The 20,847-nt window shown below is 51.3% G+C and carries 17 protein-coding genes; 2 read left to right on the forward strand and 15 right to left on the reverse strand.

All coding sequences use genetic code 11. The features are described 5' to 3' along the window. Positions 1-29: 29 nt before the first annotated feature. The 15 genes from ACO0LK_RS11220 to ACO0LK_RS11290 all read right to left on the reverse strand — a co-directional run bounded on the left by ACO0LK_RS11220 (position 30) and on the right by ACO0LK_RS11290 (position 19,537). Positions 30-731 carry a tetratricopeptide repeat protein gene (locus ACO0LK_RS11220; RefSeq protein WP_422975016.1) on the reverse strand — a complete coding sequence of 234 codons (702 nt, stop codon included), beginning with the start codon at positions 729-731 and terminating at the stop codon, positions 30-32. 120 nt (positions 732-851) lie between these two features. Then, entirely contained in the window at positions 852-1,490 is a 639-nt protein-coding gene (locus ACO0LK_RS11225; protein ID WP_422975018.1) for a CatA-like O-acetyltransferase, read from the reverse strand. A 74-nt stretch (positions 1,491-1,564) separates the two neighbouring features. After that, a complete protein-coding gene (gene tal / locus ACO0LK_RS11230) occupies positions 1,565-2,500 on the reverse strand; it encodes a transaldolase (RefSeq protein WP_422975020.1) in 936 nt (311 codons plus the stop codon). Between the two features lie 34 nt (positions 2,501-2,534). Further along, the gene (selD, locus tag ACO0LK_RS11235) at positions 2,535-3,593 is read right to left on the reverse strand and encodes a selenide, water dikinase SelD (RefSeq protein ID WP_422975022.1); all 1,059 of its coding nucleotides are present in this window, start codon (positions 3,591-3,593) and stop codon (positions 2,535-2,537) included. A gap of 161 nt (positions 3,594-3,754) precedes the next feature. After that, the gene (locus tag ACO0LK_RS11240) at positions 3,755-5,212 is read right to left on the reverse strand and encodes a DEAD/DEAH box helicase (protein ID WP_422975024.1); all 1,458 of its coding nucleotides are present in this window, start codon (positions 5,210-5,212) and stop codon (positions 3,755-3,757) included. Between the two features lie 662 nt (positions 5,213-5,874). After that, a complete protein-coding gene (gene bcsZ, locus ACO0LK_RS11245; RefSeq protein WP_422975026.1) occupies positions 5,875-7,068 on the reverse strand; it encodes a cellulose synthase complex periplasmic endoglucanase BcsZ in 1,194 nt (397 codons plus the stop codon). Between the two features lie 69 nt (positions 7,069-7,137). Continuing rightward, positions 7,138-7,932 carry an enoyl-ACP reductase FabI gene (fabI, locus tag ACO0LK_RS11250; RefSeq protein ID WP_186948849.1) on the reverse strand — a complete coding sequence of 265 codons (795 nt, stop codon included), beginning with the start codon at positions 7,930-7,932 and terminating at the stop codon, positions 7,138-7,140. Between the two features lie 350 nt (positions 7,933-8,282). Continuing rightward, on the reverse strand, positions 8,283-9,605 hold the full coding sequence (locus ACO0LK_RS11255; protein WP_422975028.1) for a TldD/PmbA family protein: 1,323 nt from the start codon (positions 9,603-9,605) through the stop codon (positions 8,283-8,285). Then, positions 9,605-11,002, reverse strand: coding sequence for a TldD/PmbA family protein (locus ACO0LK_RS11260; protein ID WP_422975056.1), 1,398 nt, complete (start codon positions 11,000-11,002; stop codon positions 9,605-9,607). The genes ACO0LK_RS11255 and ACO0LK_RS11260 overlap by 1 nt, the downstream gene beginning before the upstream one ends. A 379-nt stretch (positions 11,003-11,381) precedes the next feature. Then, positions 11,382-11,924: an NUDIX hydrolase gene (locus tag ACO0LK_RS11265; protein ID WP_422975030.1), complete on the reverse strand. Its 543-nt coding sequence runs from the start codon at positions 11,922-11,924 to the stop codon at positions 11,382-11,384. A gap of 79 nt (positions 11,925-12,003) precedes the next feature. Then, a complete protein-coding gene (locus tag ACO0LK_RS11270) occupies positions 12,004-13,704 on the reverse strand; it encodes an ABC transporter ATP-binding protein (RefSeq protein WP_422975032.1) in 1,701 nt (566 codons plus the stop codon). Between the two features lie 9 nt (positions 13,705-13,713). Then, positions 13,714-14,829 carry an ABC transporter permease gene (locus ACO0LK_RS11275; protein ID WP_422975034.1) on the reverse strand — a complete coding sequence of 372 codons (1,116 nt, stop codon included), beginning with the start codon at positions 14,827-14,829 and terminating at the stop codon, positions 13,714-13,716. 9 nt (positions 14,830-14,838) lie between these two features. Then, positions 14,839-15,777 carry an ABC transporter permease gene (locus ACO0LK_RS11280; RefSeq protein ID WP_422975036.1) on the reverse strand — a complete coding sequence of 313 codons (939 nt, stop codon included), beginning with the start codon at positions 15,775-15,777 and terminating at the stop codon, positions 14,839-14,841. A gap of 51 nt (positions 15,778-15,828) precedes the next feature. Next, positions 15,829-17,676, reverse strand: coding sequence for an ABC transporter substrate-binding protein (locus ACO0LK_RS11285; RefSeq protein WP_422975038.1), 1,848 nt, complete (start codon positions 17,674-17,676; stop codon positions 15,829-15,831). Positions 17,677-17,752: 76 nt separating this feature from the next. Then, positions 17,753-19,537, reverse strand: a complete 1,785-nt coding sequence (locus ACO0LK_RS11290; RefSeq protein ID WP_422975040.1) for an ABC transporter substrate-binding protein — start codon at positions 19,535-19,537, stop codon at positions 17,753-17,755. Positions 19,538-19,773: 236 nt separating this feature from the next. Between ACO0LK_RS11290 and ACO0LK_RS11295 the strand changes: the two genes are divergently transcribed. Together ACO0LK_RS11295 and ACO0LK_RS11300 are read left to right on the forward strand one after the other, a co-directional pair. After that, positions 19,774-20,022 (forward strand): hypothetical protein, encoded by a 249-nt coding sequence (locus ACO0LK_RS11295; protein WP_422975042.1) that lies wholly within the window; start codon positions 19,774-19,776, stop codon positions 20,020-20,022. A gap of 478 nt (positions 20,023-20,500) precedes the next feature. After that, positions 20,501-20,671, forward strand: a complete 171-nt coding sequence (locus tag ACO0LK_RS11300) for a hypothetical protein (RefSeq protein WP_422975044.1) — start codon at positions 20,501-20,503, stop codon at positions 20,669-20,671. The last annotated feature ends 176 nt before the right edge of the window (positions 20,672-20,847 follow it).

Genomic DNA, 20,847 nt, shown 5'->3' on the forward strand with positions numbered 1-20,847 from the left:
ATGTTACGGAGCAGGATAAGTGGACAGGCTTATTTAGCCGCCTTCTCCGGCTTCCAATCCTGCGCCAGCGCCAGGGCTTCGCTGACTTGTTCCTTGCTCATTTTGGCTTCGACAAATTTCTTGTAGACGGCGGTGTCTTCATAATCGCCAGCCAGGGTCAGCCATTTGTAGGCTTCTACCAAGTTGACATTGACGCCTCTGCCTTTCAGGTAGATCAGGGCCAACTGGTACTGGCCGCTGGCGTTGCTTTGATTGGCGGCTTGCTGGAATAATTCTTTGGCTTTGGCAAAATCGCGTGGTACGCCAGTGCCGGTGACATACAGTATGCCCAGGCTGTACTGGGCGTCAGCATAGCCCTGGTCGGCGGCTTTTCTGAACCAGGATGCAGCAATGCCGTGGTTGGAGACAATGCCTTTGCCTTTTGCATACATGCGCCCCAGGTTCACCTGTGCTCGTACATTGTCTTTGCTGGCAGATTGTTCAAACCAGGACATGGCTTGCTTGTAGTCTTGCTCTATGCCTTCGCCGTTCAGGTACATCAGGCCAAGGTTGAACTGGGCATCGGCATTGCCCTTGTTGGCTGCTGCCCTGAATGATTCTGCCGCAGACGGAAAATCACCTTGTTCGTAATAGGCGACGCCGTCTTTGAAGTCGTCGGCGTGGGACAGTGGTGCCATGCTGAAAGTGGCAAGCACGGCAAGCAAGGGCAGCAGGGTTTTGTATTTCGGCATGGTGACCCTCACAAGGTTTATTGGGGTTTCTTATGTTGCAGGAAATGTTATTTCGGGTAATGCTTTTGCCTTGGAGATGCTGTGATTTTAAAGCAAACCTTAAAGCTACCATTTTAATATCTATCTTTCCGGGTCACTGAAAAGAGTCTCCAGTTTGCTCAGAAACTGGTGCACATGGTAGGCATCTACCAGGCCGTGGTGCACGAATATGGCAAGGGGCAGCAACAGTTTGCCATCCTGCTCAAACATCTTGCCTACGGATATTTTAGGGACGCTGTCCTTGCGGTCATATTGCCGTGCATGGGTCAGGCCGGTGAAGCTGATCCAGGGTATGGCAGAAAAATGGATAACGTCATCACGCGCGCATTCATCGTTAAAGCACAGACCACTGCTGTTCTTGATTTTATCCATTGCGACGTTGGCCCCGGCGACGAAAGCGGAAAAATCTTCTTCGTAGTAGATGGGGCAAAAACCAAAAGTATGATCGGCGCGCTGCACGGTGGCATTCGCATGTATGACTTCGTAGTCAAACACTTTGCCATCTTCTATGCGATAGCGCATGGCATCGGTGAGCATGATGGCGCGCAGGATGCTGTGCAGATAGAACAGGAAAAAAGACTGCTTCTTTGCCTTGCAATGCTGGTAGGCATGGGTGCAGTCTACATTCAGGTTCAGGCCGTGGAAAGGTTCATCCATTTGCGAAAAAAAGGCGTAGTGCTCGCGCCGGTTCCAACTCGCTATATCTAACTGCTTTTTCATGTTTTACGTTATTCAAAATAAGAGAGGGCAGAATAAATCTGCCCCCTTATCATAACCTGTCAGATGCAATCAGTTCAACGCATTGCGGCAATCATCTTTTCCAGCTTGACGGTGTCGGCGCAGAAGGCGCGTATGCCTTCGGACAGTTTTTCTGTCGCCATGGCGTCTTCGTTCAAGTCAAGGCGGAAGGTTTTTTCATCCATGCTGACTTTTTGCAGGTCAGAAGAAGCCGCCAGTTCCTTGCTCAGTTTTTGCGTGACATTACTATTGCTGTCGCTGAGTTTTTGCAGCAGGTCAGGGCTGATGGTCAGCAAGTCGCAACCGGCCAGTTCCAGGATTTGTGAAGTATTGCGGAAGCTGGCACCCATGACTTCGGTGTTGTAGCCAAACTTGCGATAGTAAGTATAGATTTTCTTGACGGACAGGACACCAGGGTCATCGGCACCAAAGATTTCCTGGCCAGTCTTGTTTTTGTACCAGTCATAGATACGGCCAACGAAAGGCGAGATCAGTTGCGCGCCAGCTTCTGCACAGGCTATCGCCTGGGCAAGGCTGAACAGCAGGGTCATATTACAGCGTATGCCTTCTTTTTCCAGCACTTCAGCCGCACGAATGCCTTCCCAGGTCGAGGCAATCTTGATCAGGATGCGGTCGCGCGGGATGCCGGCAGCTTCATACATGGCGATCAGTTGGCGGCCCTTGGCAACAGTGCCGGCAGTATCGAAGGACAGGCGGGCATCGGTTTCAGTAGAGACGCGGCCAGGGATGACTTTCAAAATTTGCAGACCAAAAGCGATCAGGAGGTGATCGATGGTTTCATCGATGGATTTGCCTGCCGTGTCCTTGACTGCTTTTTCCAGTAAAGGCAGGTATTCCGGTTTTTGCACTGCCTTCAGGATCAGGGATGGATTGGTGGTCGCATCGCGTGGTGCATAAGCCTGTATTGCCTGGAAATCACCGGTATCGGCAACAACGGTCGTGTATTGCTTGAGTTGTTCTAATTGGTTCATGGTATGTGCAAAGGTAGGGGCAAGGTCAAAAAAATCAGGGCAGGACGGTCACCAGCGGTTCGCCTGCAACGATATCACCAATCACGGCGGCTTCCAAGAAGCCGCCCTGGCGGAAAATTGCCAGCACATCTTCTACTGCTGCCGGGTCACAGGCAACCAGCAGGCCGCCGGATGTTTGTGGGTCGGTCAATAAAGATTGCTGGGGTGGGTTGATTTGTGCATCCAGCCTCACGGATTCGCTATAGGCGGCCCAGTTGCGGGCAGATGCACCGGTTATGTAGCCATCTCTTGCCAGCCGTTCTACATTGGCCAGCATGGGTACGGCAGACATCTGCAAGCGGGCACCCAGTGCCGAGCCACGGCAAACTTCCAGCAAATGGCCCAGCAAGCCAAAACCGGTGACATCGGTCATGGCATGCACACTATCAAGCGCAGACAGGGCCTGACCGGGTTTGTTGAGTTTGGTGGTGCTGGCGATCATGGTGTCATAGCCAGCGCTGTCGAGCACCTGTTTTTTCAGGGCGGCAGACAAAATGCCTACCCCCAGCGGTTTGCCAAGGATGAGCTTGTCACCGGCTTTGGCATCGGCATTGCGTTTGACTTTCGATGGGTGGATCAGGCCCATGACTACCAGGCCATAAATCGGTTCCACAGAATCAATGGTATGGCCACCTGCGATAGGGATGCCAGCTTCGGCACAGATAGATTCACCGCCCTGAATAATCTTGCCAATGACTTCCAGCGGCAACTGATTGATGGGCATGCCGACCAGAGCCAGGGCCATGATGGGTGTGCCACCCATGGCATAGATATCCGAAATGGCATTGGTGGCAGCGATACGACCAAAGTCAAAGGGGTCGTCCACGATGGGCATGAAAAAATCGGTGGTGGCGATCAGCGCCTGCTCGTCATTAAGTTTATAGACGGCGGCATCATCCGAGGTTTCTATGCCCACCATCAGCGCTGGTGGCACAGGAAAACCGGATGATTTTTTTAATATTTCAGCAAGTACACCCGGCGCAATCTTGCAACCACAGCCACCACCATGCGAGAAGGAGGTAAGGCGAACTGGGGAGTCGGTAGATGTGTTCATGGGGGCTTTTATACTTTTTTATGCTTGTCGGAAGCTAATCATTATACGCCGGACCGATAAGTATAAAAAAAGCGACCACCGAAGTGATCGCTTTTTAATGATATTGCGTATGCAGCAATGTCTATGTTGCTTGCGCTATCGCAGGATAGCGCTGACAGGCATTAATAGTCGCCGAAGGTACGACGAGTACTGCTGTCGTTGGAACGATTGCCTTTGTAGCCGCCGCTGCCTTCTTTGCGTGGACCTGCACCGGTGCCACTGGACGAAGGTGCTGCCGGTTTGCTGAAGCTGCGTTGACCTGGCTTGCTGTTGCCATAGCCGCCACCGCCGCCAGCTTTGCGTGTATCGCCTGGTTTCCAGCCGTTAGGCTTGCGGGCAGCAGAGCGTGCCGGTGCTGCTGATTTCTTAGGTTCGAAACCTTCGATGACATCGACAGGTATCAATTGCTTGGTGAAGCGCTCGATACGTTTGACGTGCATGCCTTCTGCATGATTCACCAGGGAAATGGCCAGACCTTTACGACCAGCACGGCCAGTACGACCGATACGGTGAACATAATCTTCAGGGAACTTCGGCAGATCGTAGTTGAATACGTGCGTAATCGCAGGAACGTCGATACCACGGGCAGCAACGTCGGTTGCTACCAGTACACGTACCTGGCCACGGCGCAATGCGTCCAGTGTGCGGTTACGTGCACCCTGGTGCATGTCGCCATGCAGGGCAGCAGCAGCGAAGCCGGCAATGTTCAAACGGTCAGCGATGGTGTCTGCATCACGTTTTGTAGCTGTAAATACAACGGCTTGGTCAACGGTAGTGTCGCGCAGCAGGTGATCAAGCATGCGATTTTTGTGGGACAGATCATCCACAAAGTGAACGCGCTGCTGGATATTTTCATGCTTGCTGGCAGAGCCGGCGATCTGGATGACCAGAGGTTCGGTCGTGATGCGTTTAGCCATGTTACCGACGACGCCATCCAGTGTTGCAGAGAACAGCATTGTTTGACGTGTAGGAGGGGTGGCAGCAACGATTTTTTCGATATCGTCGATGAAACCCATGTCCAGCATGCGGTCGGCTTCGTCCAGAACCAGCATTTGCAGTTCAGAGAAATCGATCTTGCCGGATTCCATATGGTCGATCAGACGGCCGGGTGTTGCCACCAGAATTTCTGGATTGCGGGACAGCAATTGCATCTGTTTAGGATAAGGCATGCCACCCAGGATGGACACGGCCTTGATACGGCGTGAATAAGCGCTGTATTTGTCGGTTGCTGTGGTTACTTGCAAAGCCAGTTCGCGGGTTGGTGTCAACACCAGCATTTTTGGTTTTGCAGCAACAAAACGTGGTTTGTCGCCACGTGAACGTGCAGCCTGACGTTCTTGATTAGGGGTTTTGCTGCTGGCAGCGTCATAGCTGACAACTTCAGCAGTGACCAGTTTATGCAATGCAGGCAGCATGAAAGCGGCAGTTTTGCCGGAGCCGGTCTGGGATGAGACCATCAGGTCACGACCTTCAATCGCGGCAGGGATCGCCTGTTCTTGTACCGAAGTTGGCTTGGTATAGCCGGAATCAGTCAGAGCGCGGATGATATTGACGTGGAGACCTAGTGCTTCAAAACTCATGAATTTCTTTCGTAATTAGGGCATGTGCAAAATGCGGCAGCGATGCCTGGCAAACCAGCCATAAGACCGGTTTCGCAGCATATTTGCCGGAACGATTGCTTCTGTCCCAGTATAAATTAGCGCGTTGCTAACGAACGCGCGCAACAATGCAGCGCCAACCAAACGAAATGAACACAGAAAATCCGACGAGGGACGACAATGAAATTTCGGCACAAAAGCTTTGCGCCGGTATGATGTCTATGGATTACAACCAGACATGCGAGGCGGGAGGGCTTTTACATGCACTATCCCAACTACTTGGATATGCACAGGCTTGCGATGCTACTTGGTTTTACATCGATATCACTGCTGTGCAGAAATATTGCAATGCAAAAAACGAGACTATACACGATTTGCAGAGAAAATGCAGCCCATTTCGGTAAATATCTGCGAAAAGTACTAAAAAGTGCTACCGGTAAGTGTTACCGATAACTTTAATAGGATTTACACAGAGCATACAAAAAGTTGCTGCGTTTAAAGCTCCTTCCCCTTCAAGGGGAAGCTTGGGATGGGGATGGGGTTCAGACGTAAAGTCATTTACTGCAAATTAACTGAAAAGAGGGGGGGTAATCGCAGATTTATATCTGGCAGATTACTCTGTTTTGTTCTGTGCAGCAGTGTGTTTAAAACAGCCGCCAGCAAAAATGCTGCCAGTAAAAATCGGTATCACCCTGGGCATCGAAACGGAAACGCTTTTCTTGCCAGCCCATGGCAAATAATGACAGCACCTGGTCATAGTAGGCATCCGGTTTGATAGGTTGTGCCTGCAAACGCAGTTGTTGCTGTACCAGCGTTTTTTGCATGCCCAGCGCCTGCACAAAAGGCAGTATGGCAGCAGAAAATCCGCTGGAACCCGGGCCATTGATTTCACCGGTCAGAATATTGATGTATTCAGGCGGATAACCCTTGCTGTCTATCAGGTTGGCCATGGGGCGCAACTGTTTCAGCAGGTTTGACTTTTCACTGTCTTTATCTGACATCATGCCAGCCCACAGATAGGTACGGATGGCATTATAGCCACCCTGGCCTTTTTCTATGCCCTGGGTATCTGGCTGGAAGCCTCTCTGGCTGTCATAGATGATCCAGTCTGCCACGTAGCCTTTGGGGGCGCTGCCAGTGATCAGGCGGGTGGCCGCGTTGAGCATGCGTTTCCAGCGGTCATCGTTTTCCTTGCGTTCAAACCAGCGCAATAGTGGCAGTGGCATATAGCTGGCGTTTAGTTTCCACTGGTTGCCAGCCAGATTGAAACCGCTGGGGGCAGGTAACAGTATCTGGCCCAGGCCGGGCAGGTCTGCTGTTTCTTCATTCATGATTCTTTGTGCCAGCAAGCTCGACAGGGCGCTGAAGCGCGGTTCTTTCCATTGTTCGCCTGCCAGGCCAAGGGCATAGGCTATCCACAAGTCAGCGTCTGAGGCTGGGTTTTTGTCGATGATGCCCCAGCTATTGTCTTCACGCTGTCCCCATTGCCAGGCGGGCAGGCGGGCTGTCAGGTCACCTGCGGCGAGATTGTTTTCTGTCCAGGTCAGAATGCGCTCGAAGGCAGGGCGATCGTTTGCTGTCAGGGCAAAGAACAGGGCATAGGCCTGGCCTTCGGAAGTCGTGGGCTTGCGCGCGCCACTATGATCTATCACTCGCCCATCATCAGCGATAAAAGTCTTCTTGAAGTTGTTCCAGGCTGGCCAGGGGTCATTGCATGCAGCCGCATGGGCCAGTTCGCACAGCAGCAGGCAAAAGCCAAGGCTGATCAGCAGCAGCCGGGACAGGCTGGCGCATGCCTTATGCAAGGTCTTGAGTCTTAAAGTAGGGGAAGAATTCATGCCATAAGCATACTGCAATACAGGATGCGACGGGGGCGCAACCTGTATTGTCAGGGGGGAGGGTACTACTTACTTGTCGTAAGAATCTGCATTCAAACCCATAACGTGCGAGAAGCCGCCGTCTACATAGGTGATTTCGCCGGTAATGCCGTTCGCCAATGGTGACAGCAGGAAAGCGGCAGTGTTACCTACATCTTCGATGGTGACATTGCGACGCAGCGGTGCATGTTCTGCAACGAAGCCCAGCAATTTGCCAAAATCCTTGATACCACTGGCAGCCAGGGTTTTGATCGGGCCAGCAGAAATGCCATTGACGCGTATGCCTTTTTTACCCAGGTGTTCTGCCAGATAACGGACAGACGCTTCCAGCGATGCCTTGGCCAGACCCATGGTGTTGTAATGCGGGATGGCACGGATGGCACCGAGGTAAGACAAAGTCAACAATGCCGAATCTTCGCGCAGCAGTGGCAGGGCGGCTTTTGCCATTGCCGGGAAGCTGTAGGCAGAAATATCGTGCGCAATGCGGAAGGCTTCGCGGGAGAGTCCATCAAGAAACTCACCGGCAATGGCTTCGCGCGGCGCAAAGCCGATTGCGTGTACCAGTCCATCGAGTTGATCCCAGGATTTGCCCAGGTCAGCGAAGACTGCTTCGATTTGTTCGTCGCTGGCGACGTCACAATCAAAGATCAGCTTGCTGTCAAATTCAGCCGCGAAATCGGTGATCCTGTCTTTGAAACGCTCTCCTACATAGGTAAATGCCAGCTCAGCGCCTTCGCGTTTGCATGCCTGGGCAATGCCGTAAGCGATAGAACGGTTGGACAGCAAACCGGTGATCAGAATTTTTTTGCCTTGCAGAAATGCCATGTTGACTCCAGATATGACCGCAATATGCTTAAGACTCTCCCGTATTGACGTAGTGGAAAGCCTTATTCTATTGCGCTGTGGGTTTTTGTTACTTGTTGTTTCTACATCAGGGGTGGTGGCCTCTGTGTGGAATGCGTAAATTGCAGCCTTTTCCGCAACAGGTCGGAATTGTAGTTGCTCTCATCGAAACGGGCAAATGCTAAGTTTGCTTCAAATTGGCCACCCATAGGGCGGGTGGCCTGCTTTGGCCTGCTTTTGCTTGTCTATATCATAGCGCGTAGCCGGAAAAGCGCTGGATTTTGATTAAAACAGGCTTAAAATTGCCATTTTGAATAGACATTGTGGTCAAATTACAGCACAAACCGCATTTCCTTCACCAGTGCCCCCGGCAAGACTGCACCGCCGGTATGTCTTTCACCATAGGAACGGTCATCCATGATGACTTCGGTTTCCTGTGTCAATGCCAGCAGATTGTCACCCAGTATCTTGAACAGTGAATCATCAAAGCGCATGACATTCAGCGGTGCCTTGATTTCCCCGTTTTCTACCCAGAAGGTGGCAAAGCGCGTCATGCCGGTGATGCGGCAAGTAGCGCGATCAGAAAAATTCAGATACCACAGATTGCTGACGTAAATGCCGGTTCCCAGTTCTTTCAGGACATGGGCTTTAGCCAGTTCGCCCTCACGCATGACCAGCGACTTGGCTGATTCATCTTCACCGGCGCCATTGCCAGTCAGGCCAAACTCTTTGGCGCTGCGTGGCGATATCATGCTGCCAGTCAGCTTGCCGTTCTGTACCAGTGCTATCACTTCAGGTTTGATGAAACCCTGGGCCTGGAAGGCTGGTTCCAGACCGATGCGGCTATCTTCACTGATATCGACCATGGCATGCAGACTGGCCTCGCCGGATTGCAGTCTGCGCAGGGAACTATGTTTTGTACGCAAGGCTTTTTCTGATAAGCCGCCCCAGTTCAGCATCATGATCAGTTCATTGAGAGCGGTTGGACTCAGATAAACGCGGTAGTTGCCCGCCGGGACGGTAACTGGTGGCCGTGCCAGCAGCGCCAGGTTTTTACGGGCATCTTCAAATGCGGCAAGAAAGGCTGCCTTGTCCCAATTAAACCCGGCGTAATTTGATTTGACGGCCTTGTCCGCTGCATGGAACAGGCTCCAGTCAAAATTGACGTTATTGCTTTCATACCAGTTGCGTTGCCCGAGAGAGTTGGCAAAACCGCGATAGAGCGTGCCAGTGGTCAGCAAGCCCACCATATCGACATCACCTGCGGCAGCCAATATCTGTTCCACCATCTCTTCGACCGGCGGCAGGGATGATGGCCGGATCAGCGTATTGCTGTTGACGGTATCAGCAATCAGCAAATGCGGGTCAGTTGGCAGATCAGACAATTGCGCGCGTAAATCCTGCACTGCCTGGCTGATCGCCAGACGGTCGCCATGCAGTTCACCACTCAGGTTGAAGCTGCTTGTGGCATGGGTTTGCCCCTGTATCAATTGTATGCGCAGTGTCTGTTGCAAGACATGGCCGGGCTGACGGATTGCACTATGATTGAAACGCACAAAATCACTGGATTCTGCCGAAAACCAGGTGGTGCTGATTTCTGTGCCTTGCAATTGTTCCTGTACCAGATCGGCCAGGGAAAGAAAGTAAGCATGCATCAGACTTCCCCTCCAAACACTTCCACCTGGCTGAACAGGCAGGCCGGCGACGCATGGCCCACACGTATCACCTGCGATGGCTCACCCTTGCCGCAAAACGGCGTGCCCATGACGGCCAGGGTGGCGTTATTACCTACCATTTTCAGTGAGCGCCAAAAGCTTTCTGATATGCCGCGATAGTTCGGGTTCTTTACCAGTTCCTGCAATTTGCCATCGCGTATCACCTGTCCGAATTCACAACCAAATTGAAACTTGTTGCGTGAATCATCGATGGACCAGGACACATTGGTATTCATCAACACACCATATTCAATACTGGCTATCATTTCTTCCAGACTGCTGTCACCAGCTTCTATATTCAGATTGGCCATGCGGTCTATCGGTGGACGGTTCCAGTCACAGGCGCGGGAATTGGCAACACCAGACATGCCGGCGCGGGCTTGTGACAGGGCACTGCCCAGTGGTTTTTCAAGTATGCCGTTTTTGATGATCCAGGTTTTATCGGCAGCGCTGCCATCGTCATCCCAGCCAAAACTGGCAAACTGTTCGCTGCGTGTCGGGTCGTAAGTGACATTGAGCAAATCCGAACCATAGCGGAAATGCCCAAACATGTCGGGCGTGACAAAACTGGTGCCGGCGAAATTACGTTCATCGCCCAGTATGCGGTCAAGCTCCAGCGGATGACCGATGGATTCATGGATCTGCAACATCATCTGTTCTGGCATCAACAGCAAATCCATACGGCCACTGGGGCAATTCGGTGCATGCAGCAAGGCAAGTGCTTCGGCAGCGACGCGCTTGCCTGCGCCGTAAAAACCGGCTTGCTGCAAGACTTCCATGCCACCCTGGCGACAAAAGCCGTTGTACTGGCCACCCAGGCTGCGGGTCTGGGTTTCTACCCCTTTATTTGCGGTAACGCTGAGATTGGGTATCAGATAATTGAAGTGCTGGCGGATATCCGCACCGGCGCTGCTGAAAAATAATTGTTCTGTCGTGACCATGCCTATCGAGGCACTCCAATCCACGATGAACTGACTGATCTGGCAGTCAACTGATTCCTGCATCAGCAGGGCGATCAAATCCTTGCGGCTCCAATGGTTGCCAGCCGGACTTTCATAACTGCCCACGACGGATGATTGACTGATCTGGCTGAAATCGGTCACCGCCTTGCCGGCACTGATGGCAGCCCATTCGGCGGCACGTTGCAACGCAGCACGCAAACCATGACGCGACAGGTCACTGGTGGCAGCATAGCCGTAGCCACCCTGATGGATGACCGTCAGCATGGCACCGTAACTGCGGCGGCTATGCAGGGGTTGTAAGATATTTTGCCTGACCAGCAGTTCTTCGCTGCGTTCGTCAACAACCCGCATGGAACAAAAATCCACCGCAGGCATCAATTCCAGAAACAAACTTTTCAAAGCATCCAATAGGGACTCCGTCTTATGTGCAGGTGAGAAGCGCAAGAAAAACAGGCGCAGGCCCACGTCAATACGGTTATCTTGCCAGTGTTTGTAATTTTGGTCAAAAAGATAAATGTTATGAGATGTGACCAGGATTAAGCAGTGGCTTTATATTTTTTAAATAATATGGGGTGATGTCTTTGAGAGAAGTATGTTTTCACCATGGATTTGTTTTGCGTAATATGAAACGGTGCGCGCAGCGCACCCTACGCCGGTGCTGCTATTCGGGCGATTCGCAGGGGGCGCCACGCGCACCGATTTAGCAAAAGAAGTGTGGAACTGCTTGAGTGATGCATGCTATCGCAGTTTTGTTTCAGCTACTATTTTTAAGGGTTTTCTTCGCCATACGGCTGACCGATTCATTATCGTCGTCGGTTACCAGCGTTGACAGTGGCACCCAGGCCAGATCATGCGACTCATCGCTGACGCAAAAATCAAGATGCCGTGCCTGGAACAGAAAACGCAAGTCGTAATGATAATGGCCTGGTTCATTGTGTCTGGCCGGGATGGCATGTGCATCCACGTCAAACAATGTTGCGTGCAGCAATTGCAAATCCTGGATGCCGCTTTCCTCCTGTGCTTCGCGTGCGGCGGCAGCCTGTATGTTGATGTCGCCATCATCCACATGTCCACCCAGTTGTAACCAGCGATTCAATTTTTTGTGATGTGTGAGCAAGGCTGCCTGTCCATCTGGCGACAAGATCCATGCTGATGCCGTCACATGGCCTGCCAGCGTCTGGCGACTGCAACAAGCCTTGGTATGGGTGACAAAGTCCAGCGTCTTTTGCAGATGCAGGGTTTCAGTGGCATCCGCTGGCTGATGGGCAAGCAGTAGAGCGATGAGCTGGTCTTGCATGGGAAATATGGAACGGAGGGAGATGGTTGTTGTAAATCAGGCTCTGCCCTGTTTGATCAGGGCAGAGCATTGTCAAAACTTAGTGTTGCAGGCCCTTTGGTATGGCATTCAGCAAAGTCCTGGTATAAGCCTGGGTCGGGTTCAGATACAGGTCATCCGAATTGGCGAGTTCTACGACCTTGCCTTTATTCATCACCATGACCTGGTCGGCAATGTATTTGACGACAGCCAGATCATGCGAGATGAAGATGTAGGACAGGCCAAATTCTTCCTGCAAATCCTGCAACAGATTCAATACCTGTGCCTGTACCGATACGTCCAGTGCTGATACTGATTCATCGCAGACCAGCACTTCCGGCTTCATCGTCAGGCAGCGCGCAATGGCTATACGTTGACGTTGTCCACCAGAAAATTCATGCGGATAGCGATGGAAGGCGATAGTGGGCAAGCCAACTTTTTCCAGCAATTGGTAAGCCATGGCAGAACGTTCGCTGTCGTTGGCACCAATGTTATGAATATGCATGGGTTCCATCAGAATTTGTCCCACGGTAAAGCGCGGGTTTAACGAAGCATACGGGTTCTGGAAAATGATTTGTATGCGGCGCTTGTAGTGATGAAATTCCTTGTTCGACATGGACAGGATATCCTTGCCTTCAAACAGGGCTTGGCCAGACGTCGCCTGGTGCAGACGCATCAGTGTCAGGCCAACCGTGGTTTTGCCAGAACCTGATTCACCCACCACGCCCAGGGTCTTGCCACGCGCCAGTTTGAAAGATACGCCTTCAACCGCCTTGAATTCTTTTTTGCCAAAGAAACCTTCGCGCGAGTAAAAACTTTTACCCAGGTCTTTGACTTCGAGCACGATCTCTTCGTCGCCTTTAAGACCACGCGGGCGCTGTTTCTGATCAGCCAGCGCGCCTTTGTTGTTCATGAAATCGGCAATGACCGGCAGGCGCCAGGGGCGGGTGTCGAGTGTAGGGCGGCAGTGCAGCAGCGCCTGGGTGTAGGTATCTTTCGGGCTTTCAAAGATTTGCTCTACCGTGCCTGCCTCGCGGATTTCGCCATTACGCATGACGATGACGTGGTCAGCAATTTCACCGACCAAAGCCAGATCATGGGTAATGAACAGCACCGACATCTTGTGCTTGATACGCAAGGCATCGATCAGGTCGATGATCTGCTTTTGTATGGTGACGTCGAGAGCAGTAGTCGGTTCATCGGCAATCAGCAATTTGGGTTCACACGCGATCGCCATGGCGATCATCACCCTTTGCTGTTGCCCGCCAGACATCTGGCTGGGGTAGGCATCAATCTTGTTTTTTGGATCGGGGATGCCGACTTCTTCCAGCAATTCTATGGCGCGCTTGCGGGCTTGTTTGGCATCCATACCCATGTGCAGGCGCAAGACTTCGGCGATCTGGAAACCAACGGTAAACACCGGGTTCAGCGATGTCATCGGCTCCTGGAAAATCATCGAGATTTCCTTGCCGCACAGGTCACGTCTTTCAGCGTTGCTGAGTTCCAGCAGGCTACGGCCTTCAAAAATGATCTTGCTGTCAGCAGCAATGCTGGATGTATCTGGCGGTAGCAAGCCCATGACGGCGAGTGAGCTGACTGACTTGCCGCTGCCGGATTCACCCACCAGGGCAACGGTGGAATTGCGCGGAATTTCAAAGGAAATACCCTTGACCGTTTCCACGCTGTCCTTTTTATTGACGCGGAAAGACACGCGCAGGTTTTCTACTTTCAGCAAAGCTTGATTTGTGTTGTCTTGGCTCATGATCTGTCCTTATTTCAGCTTGGGGTCGAGCGCATCGCGCAAGGCATCGGTGAACAATGAGAAGGCTGTTACCAGCACGGCCATTGCTGCGGTTGCGGCAACCAGTTGCCACCATTTACCCAGAATCAACTCATTCTGCGCTTCATTGAGCATACTGCCCCAGGACACCACACCAACAGGTACGCCAAAGCCAAGGAAACTCAGAATGACTTCGGATTTGATAAAGCCCACTACCAGGATGGATACCTGCACCAGTGCCACATGGCTGACATTCGGGAAGATGTGCACGAACATCTTGCGCCAGTGCGAAGCACCGATGGCATCTGCCGCCCATACGTATTCACGCGCCTTGTGTTTCATGTATTCAGCACGGATCAGGCGGAAAGGCCCAGTCCAGCCAGTGAATGCCAGGATCAGGATGATGGTGGTCACACCTTTTTGCTGTAATACCGCAGCAACCGAAAGTATCAGCAGCAGGTAAGGGATGGAGGTGAAGATGCTGTAGAACCAGTTGAAAAAGTCATCGACTTTGCCGCCAAAGTAACCAGCCAGTGCGCCAAAGATGGTGCCCAGCAGAGTTGCCAGGAAAGCCGCAACCAGGCCAACCACGATGGAAGTCTCTGCACCTTTGATAGTTTTTTTGATGATGTCATGTCCCCATTTGTCAGCGCCAAAGGGCAGGGTGGTCAGACGTTCACCCACGACGGCTTTACCGGACTTGGCGAGCTCGGTGCGGATTTCTGCCATTTCCTTGGCCAGTGGATCAGGGATGCCGTAGTCATTCACGATGACCGCCTGATCAGCATCGGGCTGCTTGCGCAATTCGCGGATAATGTCGGCCAGCGGATCCAATGGATTGTCTGGCGGCGGTGCTTCAACTTCAGCCTTGGCGACCGTGCCTGTATCTGCACCGACAAAGCCTGGTGGGGCATAGCTGACACCGCTTTCCTGTTCCCAGTCAGACGCGATGACGCCGGTGGCAGACAATACCAGGGCAATTAAAAAGGCAATCACAATCCCCATGGCAATCATGGCGACCTTGTCGGCGCGCAAGCGGCGCCATGCCAGCGCCCATAGCCCGGGTGATACAGTTTGAACAGATGGATTTGTTGTAGTCGTGCTCATGAATGATCCTTATTTCAACTGTACGCGTGGATCAACCGCCTGGTACAACAGATCGGTCAACAAATTAAAGAACATGGTGGCAGCAGCGACATACACGGTGATGGCTTTAATCACGGGGAAGTCACTGCGCTCCACTGCCAGGATCACTTCGCGGCCTATGCCGGGAATGGAAAAGAAACGCTCGATCAGGAAGGCACCAATCAGCAAGGCCGGCAGGTTGGACATGACGTGGGTGATGATGGGTATCGATGCATTGCGCAAGACATGCACCCATTTCACGCGGCTTTCGGTCACGCCTTTGGCGCGGGCAGTGCGTACATAATCCTGGTTCACTTCATCCAGCACAAAGGTGCGGAACAGGCGCAGGTTAGGTGCCACGCCCACGGCCAGGGCGATCAGGATAGGCAGGGCAGAATATTTGAACAGGTTCTCGGCAAAATGATTGCCCCAGCCCTGTACCGGGAACATGCCCATTTTGTAGGCAAAGAAATACTGACCAACGATGATGTAGACCAGAATACTGACCGACATGCCGACAGTACAGGCGATCATCACAGAACGGTCTGTGAATGAACCGCGCTTGAAGGCAATTGCCAGCGCCAGTGCAATGGCGATCAGGGTTTCGATGATGGTCAGCGGGATCAGGACCGTCAGCGATGGCCCAAGGCGTGTGCCTATGATGGACGATACGGCTTCACCGGTACTCCAGCTATTGCCAAAGTTGAAGGTGACGATCTGTTTGATGAAAATCCACAACTGTACGTAATACGGCTGGTCTATGCCCAGTTGCGTACGGATATTGGCAATCTGTTCGGCATTCGACATCTTGCCAGCCAGGATGTAGGCGGGATCGCCGCCCACCCAGTTAAACAGGAAAAACACCAGCAGGATGACACCCAGCATCGTTGGTGCCATCTGCCATAAGCGGCGCAGAATATAAGCGGTCATGTTTGTCTTTCGGTTTTCAAATTTCAGTTAGTCTGCGGCTCATTTTTTTGTTTATTTATTTTGGTCGATGTCGATCTGCATCCACTCTATATGCATGATGGGGTGCTTTTTGTAACCTATTACGCGTGGTTGTGCCAGCATCATGCGATGGCGGGCATACCCCAGGCGTTGGGCAGCATACAGTTCCATGATGCGTGTCATCTTGTGGTACAGCAGATCGCGCTCTGGACCTGGTGCCAGTTTTTGTGATTGTTCATACAGTTTGTCATATTCAGGGATGGTGACGCAGCCATTATTATTCATGTGTATGTTTTTACCGTAAAACAATTGCATGAAGTTGTCACCATCCGGGTAATCGGCTATCCAGGGTGAAATGCGCTGCATTAACTGACATTGCTTTTCTGCTTTCAGGATTTCAGCAAAGGGATGGAATTCGGCGCGCATTTTAATGCCTATGCCGTCGTAGGATTTTTTCCAGACTTCGGCCTGTAAATGGCCACGTGATTCGGTCTGTGCAGTGTGGACAATTTCCAGTGGACTGCCATCGGGCAGCGTGCGGTAACCATCCTTGCCTTTTTTGTAGCCGAATTTGTCCAGCAAGGCATTGGCGGCGGCAGGGTTGTACTGGATGCTGCTTTTGTAATTCGGATCATGTCCCACCACGCCAGGTGGGATGGGATATTGCAACGGTATCGCATGTCCATTGTCGACGATGCGTATTTCTTCTTCCACGTTGTGTGCCATGGCCATGGCGCGACGCAGGGCGATCTTTTCTTTGCTTAAGCCACCAAAGACCGGGTCTTGCATATTCCAGTAGTAGACAGTCAGTTCGGGGTCAACAATGCGCGACATCTGTATACCGCGCTTGACAAATTCAGGTTTTAAATCCGGGCCGTTCAGCACTTGCGGTGCCAGGCCGCCATAGAGCTGGAACAAATCAATTTCATCTTTCTGGAACGCCAGCAGGCGCGACTGATCTTCCAGTATCACATTGACGATGACGCGCCCAATTTGCGGCATGCGCTTGCCTTTCATCGCCGCGATGATTTTCTGGTCATTCGGGTCTGCACTGGGCTGGAAATCCCATATATTGGTGTGGTAGTCAGTATTGGCATCCAACACCATTTTCGAGCCGCGCACCCATTCAATCAGTTTGAATGCGCCAGTACCGACGGGGTTTGCCATGGCAGCACCCTGTACGTCCTGGTATTTTTCTATAACCTCACGTGCCACAGCGGACATGGCGGTGTACGCCAATATCATGGGCAGGTTAAAGTCCGGGCGCGTCAGGTGGATGCGCAGGGTATATTTATCGATGACTTCCAGACCGGGTACTTTGGCCGAATAATCGAACTTGCCAGATTTTTTTGCCTGTGCAGCCAGTTGATCCAGACCTGTGATCTTGTCCTCTAACAACCATACATGACTGGAGGCGATTTTTGGATCCATGATGCGTTTGAACGAATACACATAATCGTCCACCGTCAGTTCACGTTTCTTGCCGTTGAACGCGGCGTCCGGCGTGAAGTAGATCCCCTTTTTTAACTTGATGGTGTAGGTTTTGCCGTCCGCAGAAATCTCGGGCATGCTTTCTGCCGCTTCAGGAATGATTTTCGCGGGGCTGGCCAGGTAATCATAGGTGAACAGGCGTTCAAAAATCGCTTCGTTAATAGCGTTTGAATATAAGTCACGGGTCGCCGCAGGGTCAAAGCCGGTTTCTGCAACGGGGAAGATGGTCCTTAATACTTTATCCGGATCAGCAAACTCGGGCTTGGCGGCAAGTGCCTGCAAGGGCAAGGCAGATGAGATGAGGCCAGCCAGGGCAAGGCACAATGCCATGCCCGTTCTGCTTAGCGTGCGCGCTGATTTGTCGCGCTGAAACGGATGAGGTAACTTCATAGACAGATTCTCCTGCTTGGTAAAACGATGTGATGGCTAATGGTGATGACGGGCTTGAAAGACAGGAAACAGGTTCTTAATGTTTTTCGACATCAATGAAGGCCCAGTCGGAATGTAATATCGGGTGTTTTTTGTAGCCCACAATCCACGGGCGATACAGCCAGCTACGGATGCGGGATGTATGTACGATCCAGGGCGTATCGGCCTCCACCTGGCGATTCATTTGTGCATACACTTTATTGCGTTCTTCACCCAGCGGCAGGGATACCGCTTTGCGGAACAACGCGTCATAAGCGGGTGACTCATAGCAGGCGTGGTTGCCAGCGCCGGCTTTGGGGCCGTACAGCAGTTGCAGAAAGTTCTCACCATCAGGGAAGTCGGCATTCCAGGCACCGCCCCACATGTTTAATTTACAGGCAGACGCAGCTTTCAGATTGTCAGCAAAATTACTGACCGGGAATTCTATGCGAATACCAATACGGTCTAGCCCACGTTTATAGATTTCTGACTGTACCTTGTAGATGGCAGCCGGTTCCACGGTTTTTTTAAGAGTGAGCGGGCTACCGTCGGGATTGTTTCTGTAACCATCAGGACCACGTTTGTAGCCGAAATGGTCGAGCAGTTTATTTGCCAGGCGGATGTCATACGCCAGACTGCTGCGGTAAGCGGGGTCGTAACCTACGACATCTTTAGGGATGATCATCTCTGATCGCACAGCCTGTCCCAGACGCATCTGGGTAATTTCATCTTCATAGCTGTAGGCCATGCCTACAGCACGGCGCAGCGCAATTTTTTCTTTGGTATAACCACCGACGACCGGGTCACGCATATTGAAAATCGTGAAAACGATACCGGCATCCGTTACCCTGTCCATCTTGATGCCCTGGGCCTTCAATTCTGGTTTCAGTGCTACGCCATCCAGTGCCGCCGTCGCTGCACTTTGTGGCAGCTTGTCGATATCCAGTTGCTTGTCCTGAAATGCCAGCCAGCGCGATTGTTCTTCTTCTATGATGCTGATATCGACCTTGCCGACCTGGGGCATTTTCTTGCCCTTCATCTGCTTGACGATCTCTTCGTCACGGGCACTGCCGGTTGATTTGAAATCCCAGGTGTATCCACGATATTCAGGATTGGCCGTCAGCAGAATTTTGCTGCGCGGCATATATTTCTCTACCATATACGGTCCGGTACCCACGGGATGCAGGCCGGTCTGGTCGCCATAAGCTTCGATCACTTCGCGGGCAACGGCACCAAAGCCGCCATAGGCAACCACGTACAGGAAGTTGTAATCGGTTGCCTTCAGCTCAACCCGCAACGTGTATTTATCGACAGCCTTCAGGCCGGCGACGGGGGCATCGTAATCAAACTTGCCAGTCTTTTTGGCTTTTGCAGCGACATCGTCCAGACCAACTATCTTGCCTTCGATAAAACTGGCGTTTGGTGAGCGGTTGACCGGATCGAGCAAGCGTTTGAAAGTGTACACATAATCTTGCGCGGTCAATTCATGCTTCTTGTCCTTGAAGGCAGGGTCTGGGGAAAAGAAAATGCCTGGCTTGATCTTGAATACGAACACTTTGCCCTGGTCGCTGATTTCGGGCATGGCTTCGGCTGCCAATGGTATGAGGCGGGCAGGGCGTGACAGATAGTCATAACTGAGTAGCGGCTCGAAGATCGCTTCACTGACCCAGCCAGAATAAAAATTTTGTGTTTTCGCCATGTCGAAACCATCGTCGGCAGCTTCAAACGCTTGCCGGACTATTTTTCCGGTATCGGCCGGATTAGCGGCTTGCAGGGATGGTGTTGCAGTTGCAGCAATCAGCAGGGCAAAACTAAAACACAAATTCTTGACTGGGTCTGGCATTTCACATACCTCTTGTTCGACATTCATTTCCAGGGGGAGCTATCACTTATCCGTTTTCCGGATATCGTTATGATCATGAAACATAGCAGGGTCTGTCCTTGTGCACACGGATGTCTGGGTGTTGCCGACATCACAGGCTCCAGACAGTTTGCACTGCATTGTTTCCGCTTATCCCTGGCAGGGGTTGAAAGGTTTAAAAAGCCGTAACCATAACGTAAGTCTTCATACTCAGGCGCATGTCACGAAAATTTTTATTTCAAGCGGGGCACTACAAATGGGCAATATCCTTTCAAGTGTGCTTGATTGAGCGCAAAGCGCTAGAAAAATGCACCATTTTGAGTAGAGCTATGTTGCTGTGCGTAATGAAAATGAAAATTGACGACACAACTTTAGGTAGTTTTGATCGCAAAAAACATGCCAAAAAAAATTTAATTTTGGTGCGTAACGTCGCAGGCAAATTTATCGATGGAGAGCACAGCCAGTGAACGGGCTTGCACCATTTTTATGCTGCATAGCACAAGAAATTAGGTTTCCTATATGAGGAATTTTTTGGCAAAATGCGCCATGTTGTTTTTTTGCCCGGGGAATTGGCAAAGCGCTTGACAGTTTCTTTGCATAAGTGGTTTTATGCGCCTTCGGAAAATTTTTTGACGGGTAAATTTTCATTTTTACACGCAAAGAGAAAATATTTTTCATTTTATAAATGAAGGGGATTCGCAAAAATAACAGGCATAATTGCCGCGCAGTTTTGCTGGAAATTATATAAATAATAAAAACAACAAGCTTTCTTGTTCACCATATTCACTTTTTGACGGGCTCATGTTGCAAGCTTATAAGGTCATGTCACATCGTAATAAGCTTATGCTGCATCGTTAAATAGTGTTGAATGTGGGTGTCGAATAAGTAAATGGCTTAATAGATTGATTAAGATTTATTACTTGGTCAATAACTGGTCGGACCAGTTTGGCTTTGGAAGAGGCCAGAAAATGGCTGCTGGCAAAATTAAATAAGTCAGTTTTAGGTAAAAACGCGATTTATATTTTGGTGAGCCTGCCGCTTATGAATTTATCAGCGGTTTTAAGTCAGTATGGCGTTTTATTGATACACAGCATTTATAATCACTTTTTTGTTTGAGTTGTTTTGACTCGCGTCAAACAGTAGACCTTGTGGTAGTGGAGGAGCAGGAATGGATTTTTCAAATCGCCAGCAAGAGCCGGGAAAGAAATTTATCGGATTAGGGCTGGTCATATTATTTCACGTGCTGGTGGTATATGCACTGGTGTCGGGCCTGGCGCGCAAGGCCATGGAAG

It is taken from the genome of Undibacterium sp. Ji49W, from assembly GCF_049340205.1.
Lineage (GTDB): Bacteria > Pseudomonadota > Gammaproteobacteria > Burkholderiales > Burkholderiaceae_D > Undibacterium.

What these genes read in the sequence shown, in the direction of transcription:
- ACO0LK_RS11270 (WP_422975032.1), bottom strand. Translation starts at nt 13,704, where the DNA reads ATGAGCCAAGACAACACAAATCAAGCTTTGCTGAAAGTAGAAAACCTG.
- ACO0LK_RS11255 (WP_422975028.1), bottom strand. Translation starts at nt 9,605, where the DNA reads ATGCATGCTTACTTTCTTTCCCTGGCCGATCTGGTACAGGAACAATTG.
- ACO0LK_RS11295 (WP_422975042.1), top strand. Translation starts at nt 19,774, where the DNA reads ATGTCACGAAAATTTTTATTTCAAGCGGGGCACTACAAATGGGCAATA.
- ACO0LK_RS11290 (WP_422975040.1), bottom strand. Translation starts at nt 19,537, where the DNA reads ATGCCAGACCCAGTCAAGAATTTGTGTTTTAGTTTTGCCCTGCTGATT.
- ACO0LK_RS11260 (WP_422975056.1), bottom strand. Translation starts at nt 11,002, where the DNA reads ATGCCTGCGGTGGATTTTTGTTCCATGCGGGTTGTTGACGAACGCAGC.
- tal (WP_422975020.1), bottom strand. Translation starts at nt 2,500, where the DNA reads ATGAACCAATTAGAACAACTCAAGCAATACACGACCGTTGTTGCCGAT.
- ACO0LK_RS11225 (WP_422975018.1), bottom strand. Translation starts at nt 1,490, where the DNA reads ATGAAAAAGCAGTTAGATATAGCGAGTTGGAACCGGCGCGAGCACTAC.
- ACO0LK_RS11280 (WP_422975036.1), bottom strand. Translation starts at nt 15,777, where the DNA reads ATGACCGCTTATATTCTGCGCCGCTTATGGCAGATGGCACCAACGATG.
- ACO0LK_RS11265 (WP_422975030.1), bottom strand. Translation starts at nt 11,924, where the DNA reads ATGCAAGACCAGCTCATCGCTCTACTGCTTGCCCATCAGCCAGCGGAT.
- ACO0LK_RS11285 (WP_422975038.1), bottom strand. Translation starts at nt 17,676, where the DNA reads ATGAAGTTACCTCATCCGTTTCAGCGCGACAAATCAGCGCGCACGCTA.
- ACO0LK_RS11220 (WP_422975016.1), bottom strand. Translation starts at nt 731, where the DNA reads ATGCCGAAATACAAAACCCTGCTGCCCTTGCTTGCCGTGCTTGCCACT.
- fabI (WP_186948849.1), bottom strand. Translation starts at nt 7,932, where the DNA reads ATGGCATTTCTGCAAGGCAAAAAAATTCTGATCACCGGTTTGCTGTCC.
- bcsZ (WP_422975026.1), bottom strand. Translation starts at nt 7,068, where the DNA reads ATGAATTCTTCCCCTACTTTAAGACTCAAGACCTTGCATAAGGCATGC.
- ACO0LK_RS11275 (WP_422975034.1), bottom strand. Translation starts at nt 14,829, where the DNA reads ATGAGCACGACTACAACAAATCCATCTGTTCAAACTGTATCACCCGGG.
- selD (WP_422975022.1), bottom strand. Translation starts at nt 3,593, where the DNA reads ATGAACACATCTACCGACTCCCCAGTTCGCCTTACCTCCTTCTCGCAT.
- ACO0LK_RS11240 (WP_422975024.1), bottom strand. Translation starts at nt 5,212, where the DNA reads ATGAGTTTTGAAGCACTAGGTCTCCACGTCAATATCATCCGCGCTCTG.